This window comes from Streptomyces sp. NPDC049585 (assembly GCF_040675615.1).
GTDB classification, from domain to species: Bacteria; Actinomycetota; Actinomycetes; order Streptomycetales; family Streptomycetaceae; genus Streptomyces; species Streptomyces luteosporeus.
In genome coordinates, this window is record NZ_JBFAPE010000010.1 from 134,151 (window position 1) to 150,971 (window position 16,821).

Genomic DNA, 16,821 nt, shown 5'->3' on the forward strand with positions numbered 1-16,821 from the left:
CGGGGCGTTCACAGCGCCGGCTCCAGGACGCGGTCCTGCTGCGCCGGCTCGCCGGCGGCCAGGACCTGGTGGACGGTGAAGACCATGGGCACCGGCCCGAAGTCCCGGACGACCTCCAGGCCGTGGGCCTGCGCCGCGACGATGGTGGTGATGCAGCCCTCCACCAGGCCCTCGGCGCAGTCGATGGCGGCCTGGGAGTTGCTGAGCACCTCGCGGATGCGTGCGCCCTCGGGCACCAGCCCCTTGGGCGCCGGGTGCGAGGCCACCGAGGCGGGGCGCCGGGCACCGGTGGAGGCGAGCACCATGTTGTGCGTCGGCATCACGAAGCTGTCGACCATGCGCAGCCGGTGCAGATTGCCGAAGACGAGCGTGTGCAGGGCCGGGTAGACCGCGCAGGCGGTCAGGGCGTGGCGCCCGTCCGCGGGGACGGCCTCGAGCGCGGATTCTATGGACGAGTGGAGCTCGACCGTGCCGTCGGTGATGCCGCGCCTGCGCAGCCATTCGTGGGAGGCGGCCTCCAGGTTGGTGCCCTGCGGGCCGAGTGTGTGCAGGTGACGGACGTGATCGGGTCCGATGTGGTTCTGGCTCAAGGGTCCCCCTCGTACGCGGTGCAAAGTGGTGCAATCGCGACCGGCCGCCCCGAAACGGGTGGCCGGTGCCCCTTCAAGATCAAAACAGTGGGTGGGAGCCGGGGCAATGGTTCCCGGCCGGCGTCCCGCATCACGAGACGCCGGCCGGCCTCACAAGGTTGCCCGGATCCTCTCGAACGCCTCGCCCAGGACGGCGGGGTGGGCGCCGGCGTTGAAGCGGAAGCAGTGGCCGAATTCCGTCCCGCCGAAGCTCGCTCCCGGCAGCACGTGCACCCCGCCCGCGGCCAGCGCCCCGGCCAGCCGCAGCGCGTCCTCCCCCTCGGGCAGTTCGGCCCACACCAGGTAGGTCGCCTCGCACTCCGGCTGATGCACCGTCAGCGGCAGGGACGCCAACTCGTCGGCCACCAGCCGCACGTGCTCGGCCAGCCGGCCGCGCAGGGCCGTCAGCCAGGCGTCACCGCGCTCGTAGCAGGCGACGGTGGCGATCGCACCGAAGCTGCCGGGCCGGCCCAGCAGGCTCTGCGGCACCCCGGTGAGCCGGTCCGCCGCGCGCTCGGAGGCGTACAGCGTGGCGCTCTTGAGCCCGGCGATGTTGAACGCCTTGGAGGCGGAGGTGAATCCGTACGCGCGCACCCGGTGGACGCCCGCGTCGGCAAAGGCCGACGGCAGCGGCTTGCCGGTCAGGCCGAGCGGGATGTGCACCTCGTTCGCCAGGAGCAGCAGGTCGTGCTCCAGCGCCAGGGACACCGCCCGGCCCTGCTCCTGCTCGGTCCACGCCCGCCCCACCGGGTTGTGGGGCTGGCACAGGATCCAGCCCCGCGCCCCGGACGCCGCCGCGGCCGCCAGCGCCTGCCAGTCGTGCTCGTAGCCGCGCTCACCGCGCAGCAGCGGCACCGCCACCGGCTGCAGCCCCGCCTCCCGTACGACGGTGAACAGGTCGCCGTACACCGGCGTCTCCACGATCACCCTGCTGCCCGGCAGCAGTTCCTGCTCCAGCACCGTGCGCAGGCCCGTGAGCACGTCGGTCGTGCAGCGCAGGGCCGCCACCGAGGCGCCGTGGTGGCGGGCCAGGTACGCCTCGCAGGACGCCTCCTGCTCCTCGCACAGCCCGTACCCGCTCTCGCCGAGCACCACCGCCTCCTGCAGGACCTCGCGCAGGAAGGCGGGGGTGTACAGGTCCATCTCGGCGACGCCCAGGCAGATGCGCCGCGGATCGTCGCCCGCGGCGCGCCACTTGAAGGTGCGGCGCCGGCGCAGGACGTCGAGGTCCGCTATGAAGGCCGGTTCGCCCGTGCCATCCGTGTCAGCCGGTCGCATCACGGTCGAGCTCGATGTAGAGGCGGGTGCCGTTGCGGCCCTTGGTGCGGCGGCGCACGGTGACCGTGCCCTGGATCTCCTTGGGGTGGTTCACGTGCGTGCCGCCGCAGGGGATGACGATGTCGCCGGAGCGCCAGACGAACACGTCGTGCGTGTCCGGCAGCGCGGTGACGACCGCCTCGGGGGAGGAGGCCAGCAGCGCCACCACCCGCTCCTGGATGACCGGCACGGCCTCGCTGGGGATGGAGCAGCCGAAGTCGAAGCGGGCCGAGCTGTCGCTGATGTGGCAGCCGCGCGTGGAGCGGGTCTGCCCGTTGGCCTCCAGGTACTCGCCGGTGGCGTGGAAGAGGAAGTGCGCGAGCGTGTGCATCTGCATGTTGCGGAAGCGCCGCGCCCAGTCGATCTCCATCGTCACGCTGTCGCCGACCGTGAGGGTGCACGGCTCGGCGAACTCGTGGCAGAAGACCGACTCCACCGTGGCGACTTCACCGTTGGGCAGCTGGAAGGGCCGGCCCCCGGCCTTCTGCACGTCCACCACACGGGCGCCGTCGATCGTCCCCTGGTCGGCCACCTGGCCGCCGGACTCGGCGTAGAACAGCGACCGGTCGAAGACCGCGAAGTGGCCGCTGACCGACAGCACGGTCGCGGTCGCGGTGGTGGCGTACGGGTCGTCGTGGTACAGCTGATGCGTGGGAGGACAGGAGCTCCACAGGGCTGCTTCCATCATGGCGTTGACTTCTCTCCGCAGTTCAAGAGCGTGGTGCCGTACAGTTCGCCGCGGTCGGCGAAGAAGGTCAGGATCTCCCCGTCCGCGCCGGGCTGCCCGCTGCCGCCGGCCCCGGTGAGCCGCACCAGGTCCGCGGCCAGCCGCTGGGCGCCCACGTAGCACACGCCGGACGAGCCGCCGACGCTGATGCCGCGGGTGCACAGCTGCCGCACACCGGCACAGGCCTCGTCGTCCGAGACGCGGTAGACACCGGCCACCCGGGAGCGGGCGGCCTCGATCACGGCGGGGATGCGGTTCTGGTTGCCCGTGCCGCGCAGGATACTCGGTGCGGGCTCGCCGCCGAAGGTGATCGAGCCGTGCCGGTCGGCCACGTACGAGGGAATGCCCTTGCCGTCGAGCATCGCCGACAGGGCCGAGAAGTGACCGCCGCTGCCCACGCAGAAGATGCCGGCGACGATGCGGGAGAAGTCCAACGTGCGCATCAGGTGCGGCACCACCCAGCGGGTGTAGACCTCGGGGTTGAGCGGGCTGTCGTTCTGGTTCGTCCAGTAGAACTCGGGGTGCTGCTCCAGCATCGACTGCAGCAGGTCGTCACGGGCCTGCTGGGTGCCCAGGACCGGGTGCGGACGCTCGATCAGGTGCAGGATGCCGCCGGCCAGTTCTATCTTCAGGCGGGTGACCTCGGGTATGCCCGGGTCCGACACCAGGTGGACCGGGTGCCCCAGCATCCGGCCCGCGACCGCCAGGCCCAGGCCCAGCGAGCCGGAGGTGGACTCGATCACCGGCTGGCCCTCGGCGAGCAGTCCGCGCTCGCGGGCCAGGAGCAGCAGGCCCAGGCCCAGGATGGACTTGAAGCTGGTCTCGGTGGCCGGGCTGCCGTGCACGGCACGCAGCCGCAGGCCCCCGGTCAGGGGGCCGGCGTCCAGGGTGGTCAGCCGGCCGAGCTCGTCGACGACCTCGTACGGGTCGCGGTACGGGGGGTGATTCACTTGCGGCCTTCCAGGAGGTTCTTGGCCCAGAAGATGGAAACGAGCAGGATCGCGATTCCCGACATCTGGACCAGGCTCAGGTGCTGGTCGAACAGGGCGAATCCGTAGACGGCCGCAGCCACCGGCTGCAGCAGGACGAAGAGGGCGGCGAGCTGCAGCGGCAGGAACTTCACCGCGTGCGCCATGAGCGTCTGGCCGAAGACCTGCGAGGTCACCGCCAGGGCGACGAGCACCAGCCAGCCCTTGGCGCTGGTGGGCAGGAGCTTCTCGTCGAGCACGGCCGCCACCGCGAAGCAGGCGAGCGCGCACACCAGGCTCAGGCCCGCCATGATGCGCGTGGCCTCGTGGCGCTCGCGCAGGCCCTTGGCCACGACGAGGAACAGCGCGTAGAACACCGCCGTGCCCAGGGCCAGCAGGTCGCCGCGCAGGTGCTCGGGGTCCAGACCGGTGCCGAGGATGACGAGGACGTACAGGCCGGCCAGGGCCAGCAGCGCGGGGAAGGCCAGCTTCCACGGCAGCCGGTCGCCGAAGAGGAAGAAGGCCAGCGGCGCGATGATGAACGGCACCAGGTTGGCCAGCAGGTTGGCCTCGGCGAGCGAGGTGTAGAGGAAGGAGATGTTCCACAGGCACAGGTCGGCCGCGAGGAACAGCCCGCCCAGCGCCGTGATCAGCTGGTCGCGCATGCCGATCCGGGTCCGCTGCGGGGCCGCGCCCGCCTCCCCCCTGCCGCGCCGCGCCATCCCCATCGACATGCCCAGCAGCAGGGGCACGGCGAACAGCGAGCGGTACGCGCCGGTGGCCACCGGTCCGACCTCGCTGACCCGTACGAAGACCCCGCCCAGCGCCAGGCAGCACACGGCCGCCAGGACCATGAGCTGGTGGCGGGCGCCCTTGAAGGGGGACGCCTTGGGGGTCTGCGCGGTCTGCGGGACGCCGCCGGTGTCCTCCGGGGCGTGGCCGGGGTTCGGTGACGCGGTGACGCGGCTCATGGACGCTTCGCTTCCTTCAGGGTGTACGTGCTGCCGGTGTAGCCGAGGTCGTCCAGGGCACGGCGGCACTGCGCGACGCGCTCGTCGTGCTCGCCGTCGTGCCGGGAGAAGATCAGGCCGGCCAGCGTGCCGCTGTGGGCCACGCAGATGCCGAGCGCGCCGAACTCCTCCTTGAGGCCCTGCAGGTCCTCCAGGGACTTCTTCGGCAGGCGGTCGTTGTGCAACTCGGCGCTGTGCGTGGCGATCCGGGCGGCGGCCGCGCCGTCGTCGGCGCGCAGCGCCGCGTCCAGCTCGGCGAACAGCTGCTCGTAGACGCGGGCCTTGCCGGCGTCCTCCGGCACTTCCCGGTGGAACTCCTCGGTGCGGACGAAGCCTCCCTCGTCGACGCCGACGATGGTCCACCGCAGGTCCGTCTCGTACGTCGCCAGCAGCGTCTGGGAGCGCTGGGCGCACGCCGCGACGCCGGGGTGCAGCAGGTAGTCGCCGTACTCCAGCCGTCGGGCCACCGACAGGGCCAGGGCGTGCGCCACCGGCTCGGGGGTGTCGGGGTAGGCCTCGGCGACGCACAGCAGGGCGGTGGCCAGGATGTCGGCGGTCGAGCTCGCATGGCCCTTGGCCACCGGAATGTTGGAGTCGATCTCGATGGTGCCGCCGCGGCCCGGCTGCCGCAGGTCGGTGCCGAGCAATTCATAAGCGCGCAGCGCCTTGACGCGATCGGAGGGGCTGACGGTCAGGGCGGTGGCCGGGTCGATTCCAGTGCGGTGCAACCGGGCCCGGCAACGGAGTTCCTCGACCGGTGCGGTGAAGAGAAAGTGTTCAAATCCACTCGGCCCGAGGGTGTAACCCTGGAGTATTTCTCCGAAGGCGCCGTGGATCGTGCGAGCGATCGGGGCGGACATGGAGAAGTTGTACCCGGCGTTGATCAGTGGTGACAACCCCAAGAATTCCTTTCGCCTTGCATAATGGCGAATTGGGGGGAGGGAAATGTCCGTTGTCGGGGGCGCCGTGCGGGGCATGATCGTGCGATTTGTGACGGTTCGCGGGGGTCGCTCGGCGGGGGCCTGTCGGGCACGGTGCGCGGACGGCCGGTATCAGCGGTTGTCGACGGGGCGTCAACTCCGTACGTTTGGCGCATGATCGAGGCCCGCCATCTCCGTGTTCTGCGAGCCGTCGCACAGGCCGGCTCCCTCACCGCGGCCGCCCGTGCGCTGGGCTGCAGCCAACCCGCGGTCAGTCAGCAGATAAAGGCGCTGGAGAATTCCGTGCAGACGCCGCTGCTCGCTCGCACGGGCCGTTCCGTGCGCCTTACCGAGGCCGGAGAAATTCTTGTCCGGCATGCCACGGGAATCCTTGCCGGACTCGCCGCGGCGGAGGAGGAGGTGGCGAATATCGTGGGTCTGCGCACCGGGCGCGTCCGGCTCGCGTCCTTCCTCAGCGGCACCTCGGAACTGCTGCCCTCGGCGCTCGCGGCATTGCGCGCCAAGTGGCCGAATATCGATGTTTCCTTCACCGAGGCCGCACCACAGCGCGCGGTCGAGATGCTGCGCGGCGGCGACTGCGAGATCGCCCTCGCCTTCCACTACCCCGGCATACCCCAGGGCGGTGGCGACGGCGACGACCCCTGGGAGGGCCTGGTCGTCCGGCCGCTGCTCAGCGACCGGCTGGTGATCCTCGCCCCCGCGCAGCACGAGCTCGCCGCGCAGCGGGAGACGGAGCTGGCCGCCCTCGCGGCCGAGTCCTGGGTGGCGGGCTGCCCCAGCTGCAGCCGGCACCTGGTGGAACTGTGCGAGGCCGAGGGCTTCTCGCCCCGGATCGACCTCGTCACCGACGACTACCTGGCGGTCATCGCGCTGGTCGGGGCGGGGCTGGGCATCGCCACCCTGCCCGAGATGGCCTTCGATACCTCGACGCAGACGGTGCGAAGACTGGACCTGGAGCCGGCCGTGCACCGGGAGATCGTGGCGCTGACGCTGCCGGAGTACGGCTCGGTCCCGGCGGTCGGCGCGATGCTGGGCGAGCTGGAGGTGGCGGCCCGGTCCTTCGGAAAGGCGCGGGCCGCCTGCTGAGACCCCCTCGCAGGGGCGGTTTCAGGCCAGCGGACGGTAGGCGGTCAGCGTGACGGACAGCGTGACCTCACAGGTCTGCGGCAGCGCGGCGATGCGCCGCGCCAGCTCCTCGCCCGCCAGGTGCCGGGCGTTGGGACCCATGCCCACGAGCAGGGCCAGGGCGGCGTGGTCGAGCATCATCGGCGAGGTGAGCCGCTCGGAGACCGCCACCGAGAAGTACGGCGAGAGCCGGTCGGCCAGCCGCTCCTCCTTGCGCTCGTCGACCCGCATCAGGCCCAGCGCACCCGTCAGCTCCTGCAGGTGCCCGGGCTCGGGGGTGACGACCAGCAGGACGCCCCGGGGGTCGAGGATGCGCCGCAGCTCCGGCCCGTTGCGCGGCGCGAAGGTGTTGAGCACCACCCCGGCCGCGCCGTCGCGCAGCGGCAGCTCGCGCCAGGCGTCGGCCACCACCGCGCCGATGCGCGGGTGCGCGCGGGCCGCGCGGCGGGCGGCGAACTTCGACACGTCCAGCAGGACGCCGTCGGCGCCGGGGAACTCCTCCATCACCCGGGCCTGGTGGTGCCCGGTGCCGCCGCCGACGTCCACCACGCAGCCCGGCAGCGGCTCGGGGGCCGTGCGGCGGGCCAGCGCGGCCAGCGCCGCGGAGAGCGGGGCGTAGTGGCCGGCGTCCAGGAACGCGGCGCGGGCCGCGACCATCTCCTGGCTGTCGGCGCTGTGCGCGGACGCGTGGGGCAGGAGGTTGACGTAGCCCTGCTTGGCCACGTCGAAGCTGTGGCCCTCCGGGCAGACCAGGCTGCGCTCGCGCAGCGACGTCTCACCGCGGCAGTGGGGGCAACGCAGGTACTGCGCGACTGTGTTCAGCATGGGGACCGTTCGTTCGCTTCGGTGCTGGAGGTGCCTCGGCGTGCGCCGCGCCCGCCGGGCGCATCAGCCCCGCGGGCGCAGGCCGGCGAGCACGAGGTCGACGAGGGAGTCGGTGAAGGCGTGGGACAGCGGCTGGCTGCGCATCAGCCAGCGCTGGGCGAAGGGGGCCAGGAGCGCCTCCGCGGCCAGCTGGGCGTCGCAGCCGGGGTCGGCCTGGCCGCAGCGCTGGGCGGCGCGGATCCGCTCGGCGTAGGCCCGGGCGCCGGGCTCGAGGACCTTGGCGGTGAAGCCGGCGGCGAGTTCGGCGTCGTCGGCCATGGCCACGTACAGGGCGCGGTAGGGCGCGTGGAAGCGGGGATCGGCGAACTCGTCGACCGTCGCGCGCAGCACCGTCTTCAGGTCGGCCGCGAGGTCGCCGGTGTCGGGCAGCGCCCACTCGCCGGCCACCATGGTCTCGGTGAACGCGTCCAGCAGTACCGCCCCCTTGGACGGCCACCAGCGGTAGATCGTCTGCTTGCCCACCCCCGCGCGGGCCGCGATGCCCTCGACGGTGAGTCTGTCGTAGCCGGATTCGGCCACCAGCGACAGGGCGGCTTCGCAGATCGCCAGACGCGAGCGCTGGGAGCGGCGCGTGGCGTCGGGGGCATGCTTGTCGGCCATGGCGGGAAGTCTAACCACAGTCAAGCCGAGACGTATCGTTCCGTTGATGCGGCTCCCCGGCGAGGCCCTTGTCGCACAGTGCGTGTCATTGGGCCTAACGGGCGTTTTTGTCACTAGAATTGCCTGATGTACACAGCCAGCACGTTCCCCGGAGGGGTGATCCGGTGAACCGGTCCGAGGCCGCAGACGAGCAATGGGAGGGGCTGGCCGAGGTCGTGCCGCTGAGGGGGCACCAGCCATGGCCGTCCTGGCCCGACCACAGGGCACTGCCCGAGGAGGAACCCCAGGAGAGCCGACGCCGCATGGTCGTGCTGCGCGTGCAGTTCTTCGCGGACGCGCGCGAGGTCGCCGAGTACCTGATCGAGCGGGTGCCGGTGCTGCTCGACCTGACCAGTGCCGAACCGGAGATCGCCAAACGCATCCTGGACTTCGCCAGCGGCGTCGTCTTCGGACTGGGCAGCGCGATGCACCGCGTCGACAGCAACGTCTTCCTGCTCACGCCCGAAGGGACCGAGGTGGCCCCCGGGTACCCCGATCGTAGGAAGGGCGGGGGGCTGAAACGGTTTGGCTGACCGGGGGCCGCCTACGGTCCCCGGCATGGACGCCCCCACCCCGCCCCAGCGCCCCGCCGTGACCGAACTGCGGCTCTCCGCCTTCAAGTCCCACCGGGGCGCCGTCTTCCCGCTCGGGCCGCTCACCCTCTTCCGGGGCGGCAGCGGCACGGGGAAGTCCAGCGCCCTGCAGGCGTACGAGGCGCTGGCCCGGCTGGCCGGCGGCGACACCCTGGCCGAGGCGCTGGCGCCGGTGCCCGGGGGACCGCAGGCGTGCGTGCCGCAGCAGGCCCGGCCCGATGCGCAGGGCCGGCGCGGCTTCCGCATCGGCTGCACCGTCGAGGGCCCGGCCGGCCCGGTCCGGCTGGACGTCGCGGTGCAGGCCGAGCCCGAACTGCGCGTCGTCGGCGAGCGGCTGACCGGCGCCGGGCGCACCCTGCTGTCCACCGCGCTGCGCGACCCGGGCCTGCCCCGGGTGGAGGCGGCCTGGCACACGGCCGGCTCGGTACCCGTGACCCGGGCACCGCTGCCGGACGACCGGCTGGGCACGGCGCTGCTGCCGCTGCGCGTCGCGGGCAAGACGGCCGGGCAGCGGATGGTGCTGGAGGCGGCCGAGCAGGTGGTCCTCGCGCTGCGGTCCGTCTTCGCCTGCGACCCGCGGCCGGAGCTGATGCGGGCACCGGTCGGCGCCCGCGACGGGCGGTTGCGCGGCGGCTGCGACAACGTTGCCGCGGTGCTCGGACGCACCGGCAACGAGTGCGTCACCCGGCACGCGGCCCTGGTCGCGGCGGCGGGCGCCGGCTGCCGCGGCCCGGTGGCCGGGCTCAGTGCCGAGCACCTGACCGGAGGGTTCGTACGCGCCGTGCTGGAGCGGGACGGCGGCCCGGCCACACCGCTGGAGCGGCTCGGCGACGGCGAGTTGCGCTACCTCGCCCTGTGCCTGGTGCTGCTGACCGGCCCCGGGGTGCTGGCCATGGACCCGGTCGCCGAGGTGCTGCCGGCCCGGCAGGTGCTGACCGTCCTCGCGGACGGCCTCGACCGGTGCCTGGACGCCCGGCAGGCGAAGGAACTGCTGGACCTCGCGGCCCGGATGTGCGAGCGGGGCCACATCCGGCTCGTGGCGACGGTGCGGGGCGAGGCGGCGCAGGCGGCGGGGGAGGTCGAGGAGGCGTCGGTGGTAGACCTGGGGGCATGACCGCAACCCCCGACCTGCACGCCCTGCAGGAGCGCCTGGCCGCGTTCGCGGCGGCCCGCGACTGGCAGCCCTTCCACACGCCCAAGAACCTCGCCGCGGCGCTCAGCGTCGAGGCGTCGGAACTGCTGGAGATCTTCCAGTGGCTGACACCGGAGCAGTCGGCGCAGGTGATGGCCGACGCGCGGACCGCGGCACGGGTCGAGGACGAGGTCGCGGACGTGCTGGCGTACCTGCTGCAGCTGTGCCGGGCACTGGGGATCGACGTGCTGGCCGCGCTGGCGGCCAAGATCGACCGCAACGAGCGGCGATTTCCGGTGCCGGGGACCGGGGACGGCGGGGCGACGGAGGACCGTGATCGTCACTCTCCGGAGTGACTAGGTTCCCCACACCGTAACTTGTGTCCACAGTTTTCTGAATTCCTCTGGTCTTTCGGTCCGTTGTTCATCACTCTGGGTAGTGAGAGAGGGTGGACGGAAAAGCATGGGGGACGGGCATGGAGGCTGTGCGGCTCATCGCCGCCACCAAAGGCGCGCTGGCGCGGACGGTGGCGCTGCACCACGTGGAGGACATCGTCGCCGAGACCTGGCAGGCCCAGGCCCTGGCCGAGGCCATCGGCAGTCACATCGCACTCCACGGGCCCGTGGAGGCCCGGGCGGCGGCCCTGGGCCTGAGCGAGGCCGGCGGCCGGGCCTGGGGAGCGCTGCCCGGGGCCGCGCTGCGCACCGGCGGCTTACGGGCCGCGCAGCTCACCGAAGTGCGCGATGCCTGGGCGGCGTTGACGGAGCTCGCCGGGCTCTTCGGCGACGTGGGCACGGCCCTCGTCGGCGTCGCCGGCGCCTGCGAGGAGGACGCCGTCTACTGGCAGTGCATAGAGGCCATCGACGCCGCCGACGAGACCGGCGACCGCATCGGCGGCCTCCTCAGACGCCTGGCCCTACGCGCCCGGGGCGGCGCGGCATGAGCCCCGGGGCGCCCAGGGCGTGCCCGGCGGATCTTCGTCATGTACGGCGCCCCGTCAGGGGCACGGGGCGGTACTGGTTGGCGGCTGCCGCCGCGTGGACGCGCCGGCAGTGCCCCGTCAGGGGCGCGGGGAACTGCGCGACAAGCCACAACGCGCCCGCAGACGAAATGCCGTGCTGCTCCCGGGCCCCCGGGTTGGCGGCAGCCGCAGGTCGAACGCGGGGCACGCCCCAGAGGCTCAGTCGGTGCCGGCACCGGCACCGGCACCGGCACCGGTGTCGTCGTCGGCGGCGCCGGAGGCGGAGGCGCCCGGGCGCGAGCGGTCCGCCGACTGCAGGTCGGCGTCCAGCTGCGTCAGATCGGCGTTGAGCGCTGCCATCAGCTCCTCCATCTGCTGCAGCAGGCCCTTCGGCGCGGCCTGCCGCGGGGAAGCGGCCTGGGCGGGCACGGCCTCGTCGGGCACGGCTTCCTGGGTCATGATGGCCTCCTCGGCCCTCGCCCTCCCGGTGCGGGCGGGCGGCATCGCGATCGTCGCCCCCGGCGGCGGACACCGGTGCGCGGGCCGGGCGGTCCGGCTCCGCCCGAGCCAACGACCACCGGCGGCGCCGGACACTGACCGGGCCCACCGGGCGGGGGCAAGTTCACCCGGCCGGAGTGAGCCGGGGCATGTGAGGGGCCGCCCATTGACGCCTGTTCGAAAGGAAGCTCCTCCGATGGCCCTGCCCGCGGTTCCTCTCGCCACCGCCCTCGCGCGCGGGCCGCTCGTGCTCGACGGCGGGCTGTCCAACCAACTGGCGGCCCAGGGCTGCGACCTGTCCGACTCCCTGTGGTCCGCCCGGCTGCTGGCCGACGGCCCCGCGCAGATCGAGGCGGCCCACACCGCCTACCTCCGGGCGGGAGCCCAGGTGCTGATCACCTCCAGTTATCAGGCGACCTCCGAGGGTTTCGCCCGGCGGGGGCTCGCGCCGCAGGAGTCGGCGGCCCTGCTGCGGCGCAGCGTCGAGCTGGCCCGTACGGCCGCGGCGCACAGCGAGCGCGAGGTGTGGGTGGCGGCCTCCGTCGGCCCCTACGGGGCCATGCTCGCCGACGGCAGCGAGTACCGCGGGCGCTACGGGCTGACCGTGGCCGAGCTGGAGCGCTTCCACCGGCCGCGCATCGAGGCCCTGGCCGGCGCCGGGCCGGACGTCCTGGCCCTGGAGACCGTCCCCGACACCGACGAGGCCCGCGCCCTGCTGCGGGCGGTGCGCGGCTTCGGGCTGCCCGTGTGGCTGTCGTACAGCGTGCACGGTGAGTGCACCCGGGCCGGGCAACCGCTGCGGGAGGCCTTCGGGCTCGCAGCGCAGGACGACCAGGTCGTGGCCGTCGGCGTCAACTGCTGCGCCCCCCGGGACGCCGCGCCCGCCGTCGAGCTCGCCGCCCGCGTCACCGGAAAACCGGTGGTCGTCTACCCCAACAGCGGGGAAGGCTGGGACGACCGCACCAGGCGCTGGCAGGGGAGCGGCACGTTCGACCCCGCCGTCGTTGCCTCGTGGCAGAAGGCCGGCGCCCGGCTGATCGGAGGCTGCTGCCGGGTGGGCCCGGACCACATTGCCGCACTGGCCGCCCTGCTGAAAAACCCTGCCTGCTGAACCCTGCCTGCTGAACCCTGCCTGCTGAACCGTGCCTTGCTGAAAGCCCGGCTTGCTGAAGCCCTGCTTACTGAAAAACCCGTGGAGAACGGGTCAAAAGGGAAGGAATAATCGAGCGCGTGTTCCTGACGATCAGTACCACCGGTACACCCGACCAGCCCGCGACCGACCTCGGCTTCCTGCTGCACAAGCACCCCGGCAAGGCGCAGCAGTTCTCGACCTCCCACGGCACCGCCCACGTCCTGTACCCCGAGGCGGACGACGAGCGCTGCACGGTGGCCCTGCTGCTGGAGGTCGATCCCGTGGCACTGGTCCGGCGCGGCAGGGCCTCCTCCCGGCACGGCCGCGGCGGCGCCCCCGACGCGACTCTGGCGCAGTACGTCAACGACCGGCCCTACGCCGCCTCCTCCCTGCTCGCCGTCGCCCTCGGCAGCGTCTTCTCCAGCGCCGTCAAGGGACAGTGCGCCGCCCGCCCCGACCTGCCCGGCCGCACCCTGCCGCTGCGCGTGGCGGTGCCCGCTCTGCCCGCCCGCGGTGGCGCGGAGCTCGTCCAGCGGCTGTTCGCCCCCCTGGGCTGGGCCGTCACCGCCACCCCCGTGGCCCTGGACGAGCACTTCCCCGAGTGGGGCGACTCGCGCTACGTCTCCCTCGTCCTCCAGGGCGAGCAGCGACTGTCCGACGCCCTGCGCCACCTCTACGTCCTGCTGCCCGTGCTCGACGACGCCAAGCACTACTGGGTCGCCCCCGACGAGGTGGACAAGCTGCTGCGCCTCGGCGACGGCTGGCTGGCCGACCACCCCGAGCAGGCGCTGATCACCAGCCGCTACCTCGCCCGCCGCCGTTCCCTGACCCGCGACGCCCTCGACCGCCTGGCCCTCGCCCGGCTCGCCGAGGCCGACGACACCGGTGCCGAGGAGCTCGACAACGCAGTGGACGAGAGCGCCGACACCGACGAGCGGCCCGTGCCGCTGGCCGTCCGGCGCCGCGCGGCCATCACCGACGCGCTGCGCCGCGCCGGCGCGGCCCGGGTGCTCGACCTCGGGTGCGGCCAGGGCCAGCTCGTCGGCGAGCTGCTGAAGGACCCGCGCTTCACCGAGATCGTCGGCCTCGACGTCTCGATGCGCGCCCTGCAGGAGGCCTCCCGCCGGCTGCGCCTGGAACGCATGACCGAGCGCCAGGCCGCCCGCGTCACCCTGCTGCAGGGTTCCCTCGCCTACACCGACCGCCGTCTGACCGGCTACGACGCGGCCGTGCTCAGCGAGGTGATCGAGCACGTCGACCCGCCGCGGCTGCCGGCCCTGGAGCACGCCGTCTTCGGCGCCGCCCGCCCCGCCACCGTCGTGGTCACCACGCCCAACGCGGAGTACAACGTCCGCTGGGAGACGCTGCCGGCCGGGCACGTGCGCCACCACGACCACCGCTTCGAGTGGAACCGCGAGGAGTTCGGCGACTGGGCGGCCCGGGTGGCCGAGCGCCATGGTTACGACGTCGCCTTCGAGCCCATAGGCCCCGACGACCCGGAGGTCGGACCGCCGACCCAGATGGCCGTCTTCCGCAAACACCCCACCGACACCGCGAAGCAGGCGAAGACCGCATGACCGACACCAGCACCGCGCCGCCGGCCGGCGCCGCGCCGCGCACGCCCCTGGCCGTGCCCGACCTCTCGCTCGTGGTCCTCGTCGGCGCCACCGGCTCCGGCAAGTCCACCTTCGCCGCCCGCCACTTCAAGCCCACCGAGACCGTCTCGTCCGACTTCTGCCGCGGTCTGGTCAGTGACGACGAGAACGACCAGAGCGCCAGCAAGGACGCCTTCGACGTCCTGCACTACATCGTCGGCAAGCGCCTGGCCGCGGGCCGGCTGACCGTCGTCGACGCCACCAACGTCCAGTCCGACGCCCGCAAGCAGCTCGTGGCGCTGGCCCGTGAGCACGACGTGCTGCCCGTCGCCATCGTCCTCGACATGCCCGAGGACGTCTGCGCCGAGCGCAACGCCGCCCGCCCCGACCGCGCCGGCCTGCCCCGCCGCGTCATCCAGCGCCACCAGCGCGAGCTGCGCCGCTCGCTGCGCCACCTGGAGCGCGAGGGTTTCCGCAAGGTGCACGTCCTGCGCGGCACCGCCGCGGTCGAGGCCGCCGAGGTCGTCCGCGAGCGCCGCTTCAACGACCTGCGCCACCTCACCGGCCCCTTCGACATCATCGGCGACATCCACGGCTGCCGCTCCGAGCTGGAGGCCCTGCTCACCGCCCTCGGCTACGGCGTCGTCCGCGACGAGGCCGGCCGCCCCGTGGACGCCGTCCACCCCGAGGGCCGCACCGTCGTCTTCGTCGGCGACCTCGTCGACCGCGGCCCCGACAGCCCCGGCGTGCTGCGCCTGGCCATGGGCATGGTCGAGGCCGGCCACGCCCTGTGCGTCCCGGGCAACCACGAGAACAAGCTGGGCCGTTACCTCGCCGGGCGCCAGGTCAAGGTCGCGCACGGCCTGCCCGAGACCATCGAGCAGCTGGAGCGCGAGGACGGGCAGGACCCGGCCTTCCGCGAGCGGGTGCGCGCCTTCATCGACTCCCTGGTCAGCCACTACGTCCTCGACGGCGGCGCGCTCGTCGTCTGCCACGCCGGCCTGCCGGAGAAGTACCACGGCCGCACCTCCGGCCGCGTCCGCTCCCACGCCCTGTACGGCGACACCACCGGCGAGACCGACGAGTTCGGCCTGCCCGTGCGCTACCCGTGGGCGGAGGACTACCGCGGCCGCGCCGCCGTCGTCTACGGCCACACCCCCACCCCCACGGCCACCTGGCTCAACAACACCATCTGCCTGGACACCGGCGCCGTCTTCGGCGGCAGGCTGACCGCGCTGCGCTGGCCGGAGCGCGAGCTGGTGGACGTCCCCGCCGAGCAGGTCTGGTACGAGCCGGTGCGCCCCCTGGTGTCCGAGGCCCCCGGCGGCGCCGACGGCCGCCCGCTGGACCTCGCCGACGTCGCCGGCCGCCGCGTCGTGGAGACCCGGCACCTGGGCCGTATCGCCGTGAAGGAGGAGAACGCCGCCGCTGCCCTGGAGGTCATGAGCCGTTTCGCGGTCGACCCGCGGGCGCTGATGTACCTGCCGCCCACCATGGCACCCTGCGCCACCTCCAAGGAGGAGGGCTACCTGGAGCACCCCGCCGAGGCGTTCGCCGCCTACCGCGCCGACGGCGTGCGGCAGGTGGTCTGCGAGGAGAAGCACATGGGCTCGCGCGCCGTGGTGCTGCTGTGCCGCGACGCCGACGCCGCCCACGAGCGCTTCGGCACCGACCCCGGCGTGCCCGGCGCCGTGTACACCCGCACGGGCCGGCCGTTCTTCGACGACCCGGCCGTGACCGCAGGGCTCCTCGAACGGCTCGACCGGTGCGCCGAGGGCGCCGGCCTGTGGCAGGAGCTGCAGACGGACTGGCTGCTGCTGGACGCCGAGCTCATGCCTTGGTCCCTCAAGGCCCAAGGACTGCTGCGCAGCCAGTACGCGGCCGTGGGCGCCGCCTCCGGCGCGGTCCTGCCCGAGGTGATCACCGCCCTGGAAGCCACCGCCGCCCGCGGCGTCGACGTCACCGGCCTCCTCGGCCGCCAGCGCGAGCGCGCCGCCGACGCGGCCGCCTTCACCGAGGCGTACCGCCGCTACTGCTGGACGGTCGCCGGCCCCGGCGACATCCGGCTGGCCCCGTTCCAGATCCTGGCGGCCCAGGGCCGCAACCTGGCCACCCTCCCGCACGACGAACAGCTCGCCCTGATCGACCGGCTCGTCGCGCAGGACCCCCTGCTCCGTCCGACGCGCCGCATCGTCGTCGACACGCACGACGAGGAGTCCGTCGCCGCCGGCACGCGCTGGTGGCTGGAGCTGACCGCGGAGGGCGGCGAAGGCATGGTCGTCAAGCCGCTGGGCGCCCATGTGCACACCCCGGACGGCAAGCTCGTCCAGCCGGGCATCAAGTGCCGCGGCCGGGAGTACCTGCGGATCATCTACGGCCCGGAGTACACCCGCCCGGAGAACCTCTCCCGCCTGCGGATACGCCACCTGGGCCACAAGCGCTCGCTGGCCCTGCGCGAGTACGCGCTGGGCCTGGAGGCCCTGGACCGCCTCGCCGCGGGCGAGGCGCTGTGGCGCGTCCACGAGGCGGTCTTCGCGATCCTGGCCCTGGAATCGGAGCCGGTGGACCCCCGCCTGTAGCCGGGGCCGAGCCCCGGACCCCGGTCCGGGGCTCAGCCCGCCGCAGGCGCGCCGCATCCGCGTGAACCGGCCCCCCACGGGCCAGGATGG

17 protein-coding genes are annotated in these 16,821 nt (G+C 73.3%); 8 read left to right on the plus strand and 9 right to left on the minus strand.

Annotation, left to right across the window (positions count from 1 at the left end; all coding sequences use genetic code 11):
- Positions 1-8: 8 nt before the first annotated feature.
- The 6 genes from AB0K17_RS14095 to AB0K17_RS14120 form a co-directional block, all read right to left on the minus strand.
- A complete protein-coding gene (locus tag AB0K17_RS14095; RefSeq protein ID WP_365964357.1) occupies positions 9-590 on the minus strand; it encodes a bacilysin biosynthesis protein BacA in 582 nt (193 codons plus the stop codon).
- Positions 591-740: 150 nt separating this feature from the next.
- Positions 741-1,907, minus strand: coding sequence for an aminotransferase class I/II-fold pyridoxal phosphate-dependent enzyme (locus AB0K17_RS14100; RefSeq protein ID WP_365983101.1), 1,167 nt, complete (start codon positions 1,905-1,907; stop codon positions 741-743).
- Positions 1,894-2,634, minus strand: coding sequence for an alanyl-tRNA editing protein (locus AB0K17_RS14105; RefSeq protein WP_365983102.1), 741 nt, complete (start codon positions 2,632-2,634; stop codon positions 1,894-1,896). Before AB0K17_RS14105 ends, AB0K17_RS14100 begins: the two co-directional genes overlap by 14 nt.
- A complete protein-coding gene (locus AB0K17_RS14110; protein ID WP_365964354.1) occupies positions 2,631-3,623 on the minus strand; it encodes a pyridoxal-phosphate dependent enzyme in 993 nt (330 codons plus the stop codon). The genes AB0K17_RS14105 and AB0K17_RS14110 overlap by 4 nt, the downstream gene beginning before the upstream one ends.
- Positions 3,620-4,612 carry a DMT family transporter gene (locus tag AB0K17_RS14115; RefSeq protein WP_365964353.1) on the minus strand — a complete coding sequence of 331 codons (993 nt, stop codon included), beginning with the start codon at positions 4,610-4,612 and terminating at the stop codon, positions 3,620-3,622. The genes AB0K17_RS14110 and AB0K17_RS14115 overlap by 4 nt, the downstream gene beginning before the upstream one ends.
- A complete protein-coding gene (locus tag AB0K17_RS14120; RefSeq protein WP_365964352.1) occupies positions 4,609-5,379 on the minus strand; it encodes a hypothetical protein in 771 nt (256 codons plus the stop codon). Before AB0K17_RS14120 ends, AB0K17_RS14115 begins: the two co-directional genes overlap by 4 nt.
- A gap of 366 nt (positions 5,380-5,745) precedes the next feature.
- Between AB0K17_RS14120 and AB0K17_RS14125 the strand changes: the two genes are divergently transcribed.
- Complete coding sequence (locus AB0K17_RS14125; protein WP_365964351.1) at positions 5,746-6,678, plus strand: LysR family transcriptional regulator; 933 nt, start codon at positions 5,746-5,748, stop codon at positions 6,676-6,678.
- Positions 6,679-6,699: 21 nt separating this feature from the next.
- Here AB0K17_RS14125 and AB0K17_RS14130 read toward each other — a convergent pair whose 3' ends face one another.
- Together AB0K17_RS14130 and AB0K17_RS14135 are read right to left on the minus strand one after the other, a co-directional pair.
- Entirely contained in the window at positions 6,700-7,542 is an 843-nt protein-coding gene (locus AB0K17_RS14130; protein WP_365964350.1) for a putative RNA methyltransferase, read from the minus strand.
- A 63-nt stretch (positions 7,543-7,605) separates the two neighbouring features.
- On the minus strand, positions 7,606-8,202 hold the full coding sequence (locus tag AB0K17_RS14135; protein WP_365964349.1) for a TetR/AcrR family transcriptional regulator: 597 nt from the start codon (positions 8,200-8,202) through the stop codon (positions 7,606-7,608).
- A 164-nt stretch (positions 8,203-8,366) separates the two neighbouring features.
- Here AB0K17_RS14135 and AB0K17_RS14140 point away from each other — a divergent pair, with 164 nt between their 5' ends.
- The 4 genes from AB0K17_RS14140 to AB0K17_RS14155 all read left to right on the plus strand — a co-directional run bounded on the left by AB0K17_RS14140 (position 8,367) and on the right by AB0K17_RS14155 (position 10,909).
- The gene (locus AB0K17_RS14140) at positions 8,367-8,774 is read left to right on the plus strand and encodes a cell division protein SepF (protein WP_365964348.1); all 408 of its coding nucleotides are present in this window, start codon (positions 8,367-8,369) and stop codon (positions 8,772-8,774) included.
- A 25-nt stretch (positions 8,775-8,799) separates the two neighbouring features.
- Positions 8,800-9,948: an ATP-binding protein gene (locus AB0K17_RS14145; RefSeq protein ID WP_365964347.1), complete on the plus strand. Its 1,149-nt coding sequence runs from the start codon at positions 8,800-8,802 to the stop codon at positions 9,946-9,948.
- On the plus strand, positions 9,945-10,322 hold the full coding sequence (locus tag AB0K17_RS14150; RefSeq protein WP_365964346.1) for a nucleotide pyrophosphohydrolase: 378 nt from the start codon (positions 9,945-9,947) through the stop codon (positions 10,320-10,322). The genes AB0K17_RS14145 and AB0K17_RS14150 overlap by 4 nt, the downstream gene beginning before the upstream one ends.
- Positions 10,323-10,441: 119 nt before the next feature.
- Positions 10,442-10,909, plus strand: a complete 468-nt coding sequence (locus AB0K17_RS14155) for a DUF6099 family protein (protein WP_365964345.1) — start codon at positions 10,442-10,444, stop codon at positions 10,907-10,909.
- Between the two features lie 237 nt (positions 10,910-11,146).
- Here the strand turns inward: AB0K17_RS14155 and AB0K17_RS14160 are convergent, their stop codons facing one another.
- A complete protein-coding gene (locus tag AB0K17_RS14160; protein ID WP_365983103.1) occupies positions 11,147-11,386 on the minus strand; it encodes a hypothetical protein in 240 nt (79 codons plus the stop codon).
- Between the two features lie 235 nt (positions 11,387-11,621).
- On the opposite strand from AB0K17_RS14160, the gene mmuM reads away from it, so the two are divergent.
- The 3 genes from mmuM to AB0K17_RS14175 all read left to right on the plus strand — a co-directional run bounded on the left by mmuM (position 11,622) and on the right by AB0K17_RS14175 (position 16,731).
- Positions 11,622-12,536, plus strand: a complete 915-nt coding sequence (mmuM, locus tag AB0K17_RS14165) for a homocysteine S-methyltransferase (RefSeq protein ID WP_365983104.1) — start codon at positions 11,622-11,624, stop codon at positions 12,534-12,536.
- A gap of 119 nt (positions 12,537-12,655) precedes the next feature.
- Entirely contained in the window at positions 12,656-14,134 is a 1,479-nt protein-coding gene (locus AB0K17_RS14170) for a 3' terminal RNA ribose 2'-O-methyltransferase Hen1 (RefSeq protein ID WP_365983105.1), read from the plus strand.
- Positions 14,131-16,731 (plus strand): polynucleotide kinase-phosphatase, encoded by a 2,601-nt coding sequence (locus AB0K17_RS14175; RefSeq protein ID WP_365983106.1) that lies wholly within the window; start codon positions 14,131-14,133, stop codon positions 16,729-16,731. The genes AB0K17_RS14170 and AB0K17_RS14175 overlap by 4 nt, the downstream gene beginning before the upstream one ends.
- Positions 16,732-16,821 lie beyond the last annotated feature (90 nt).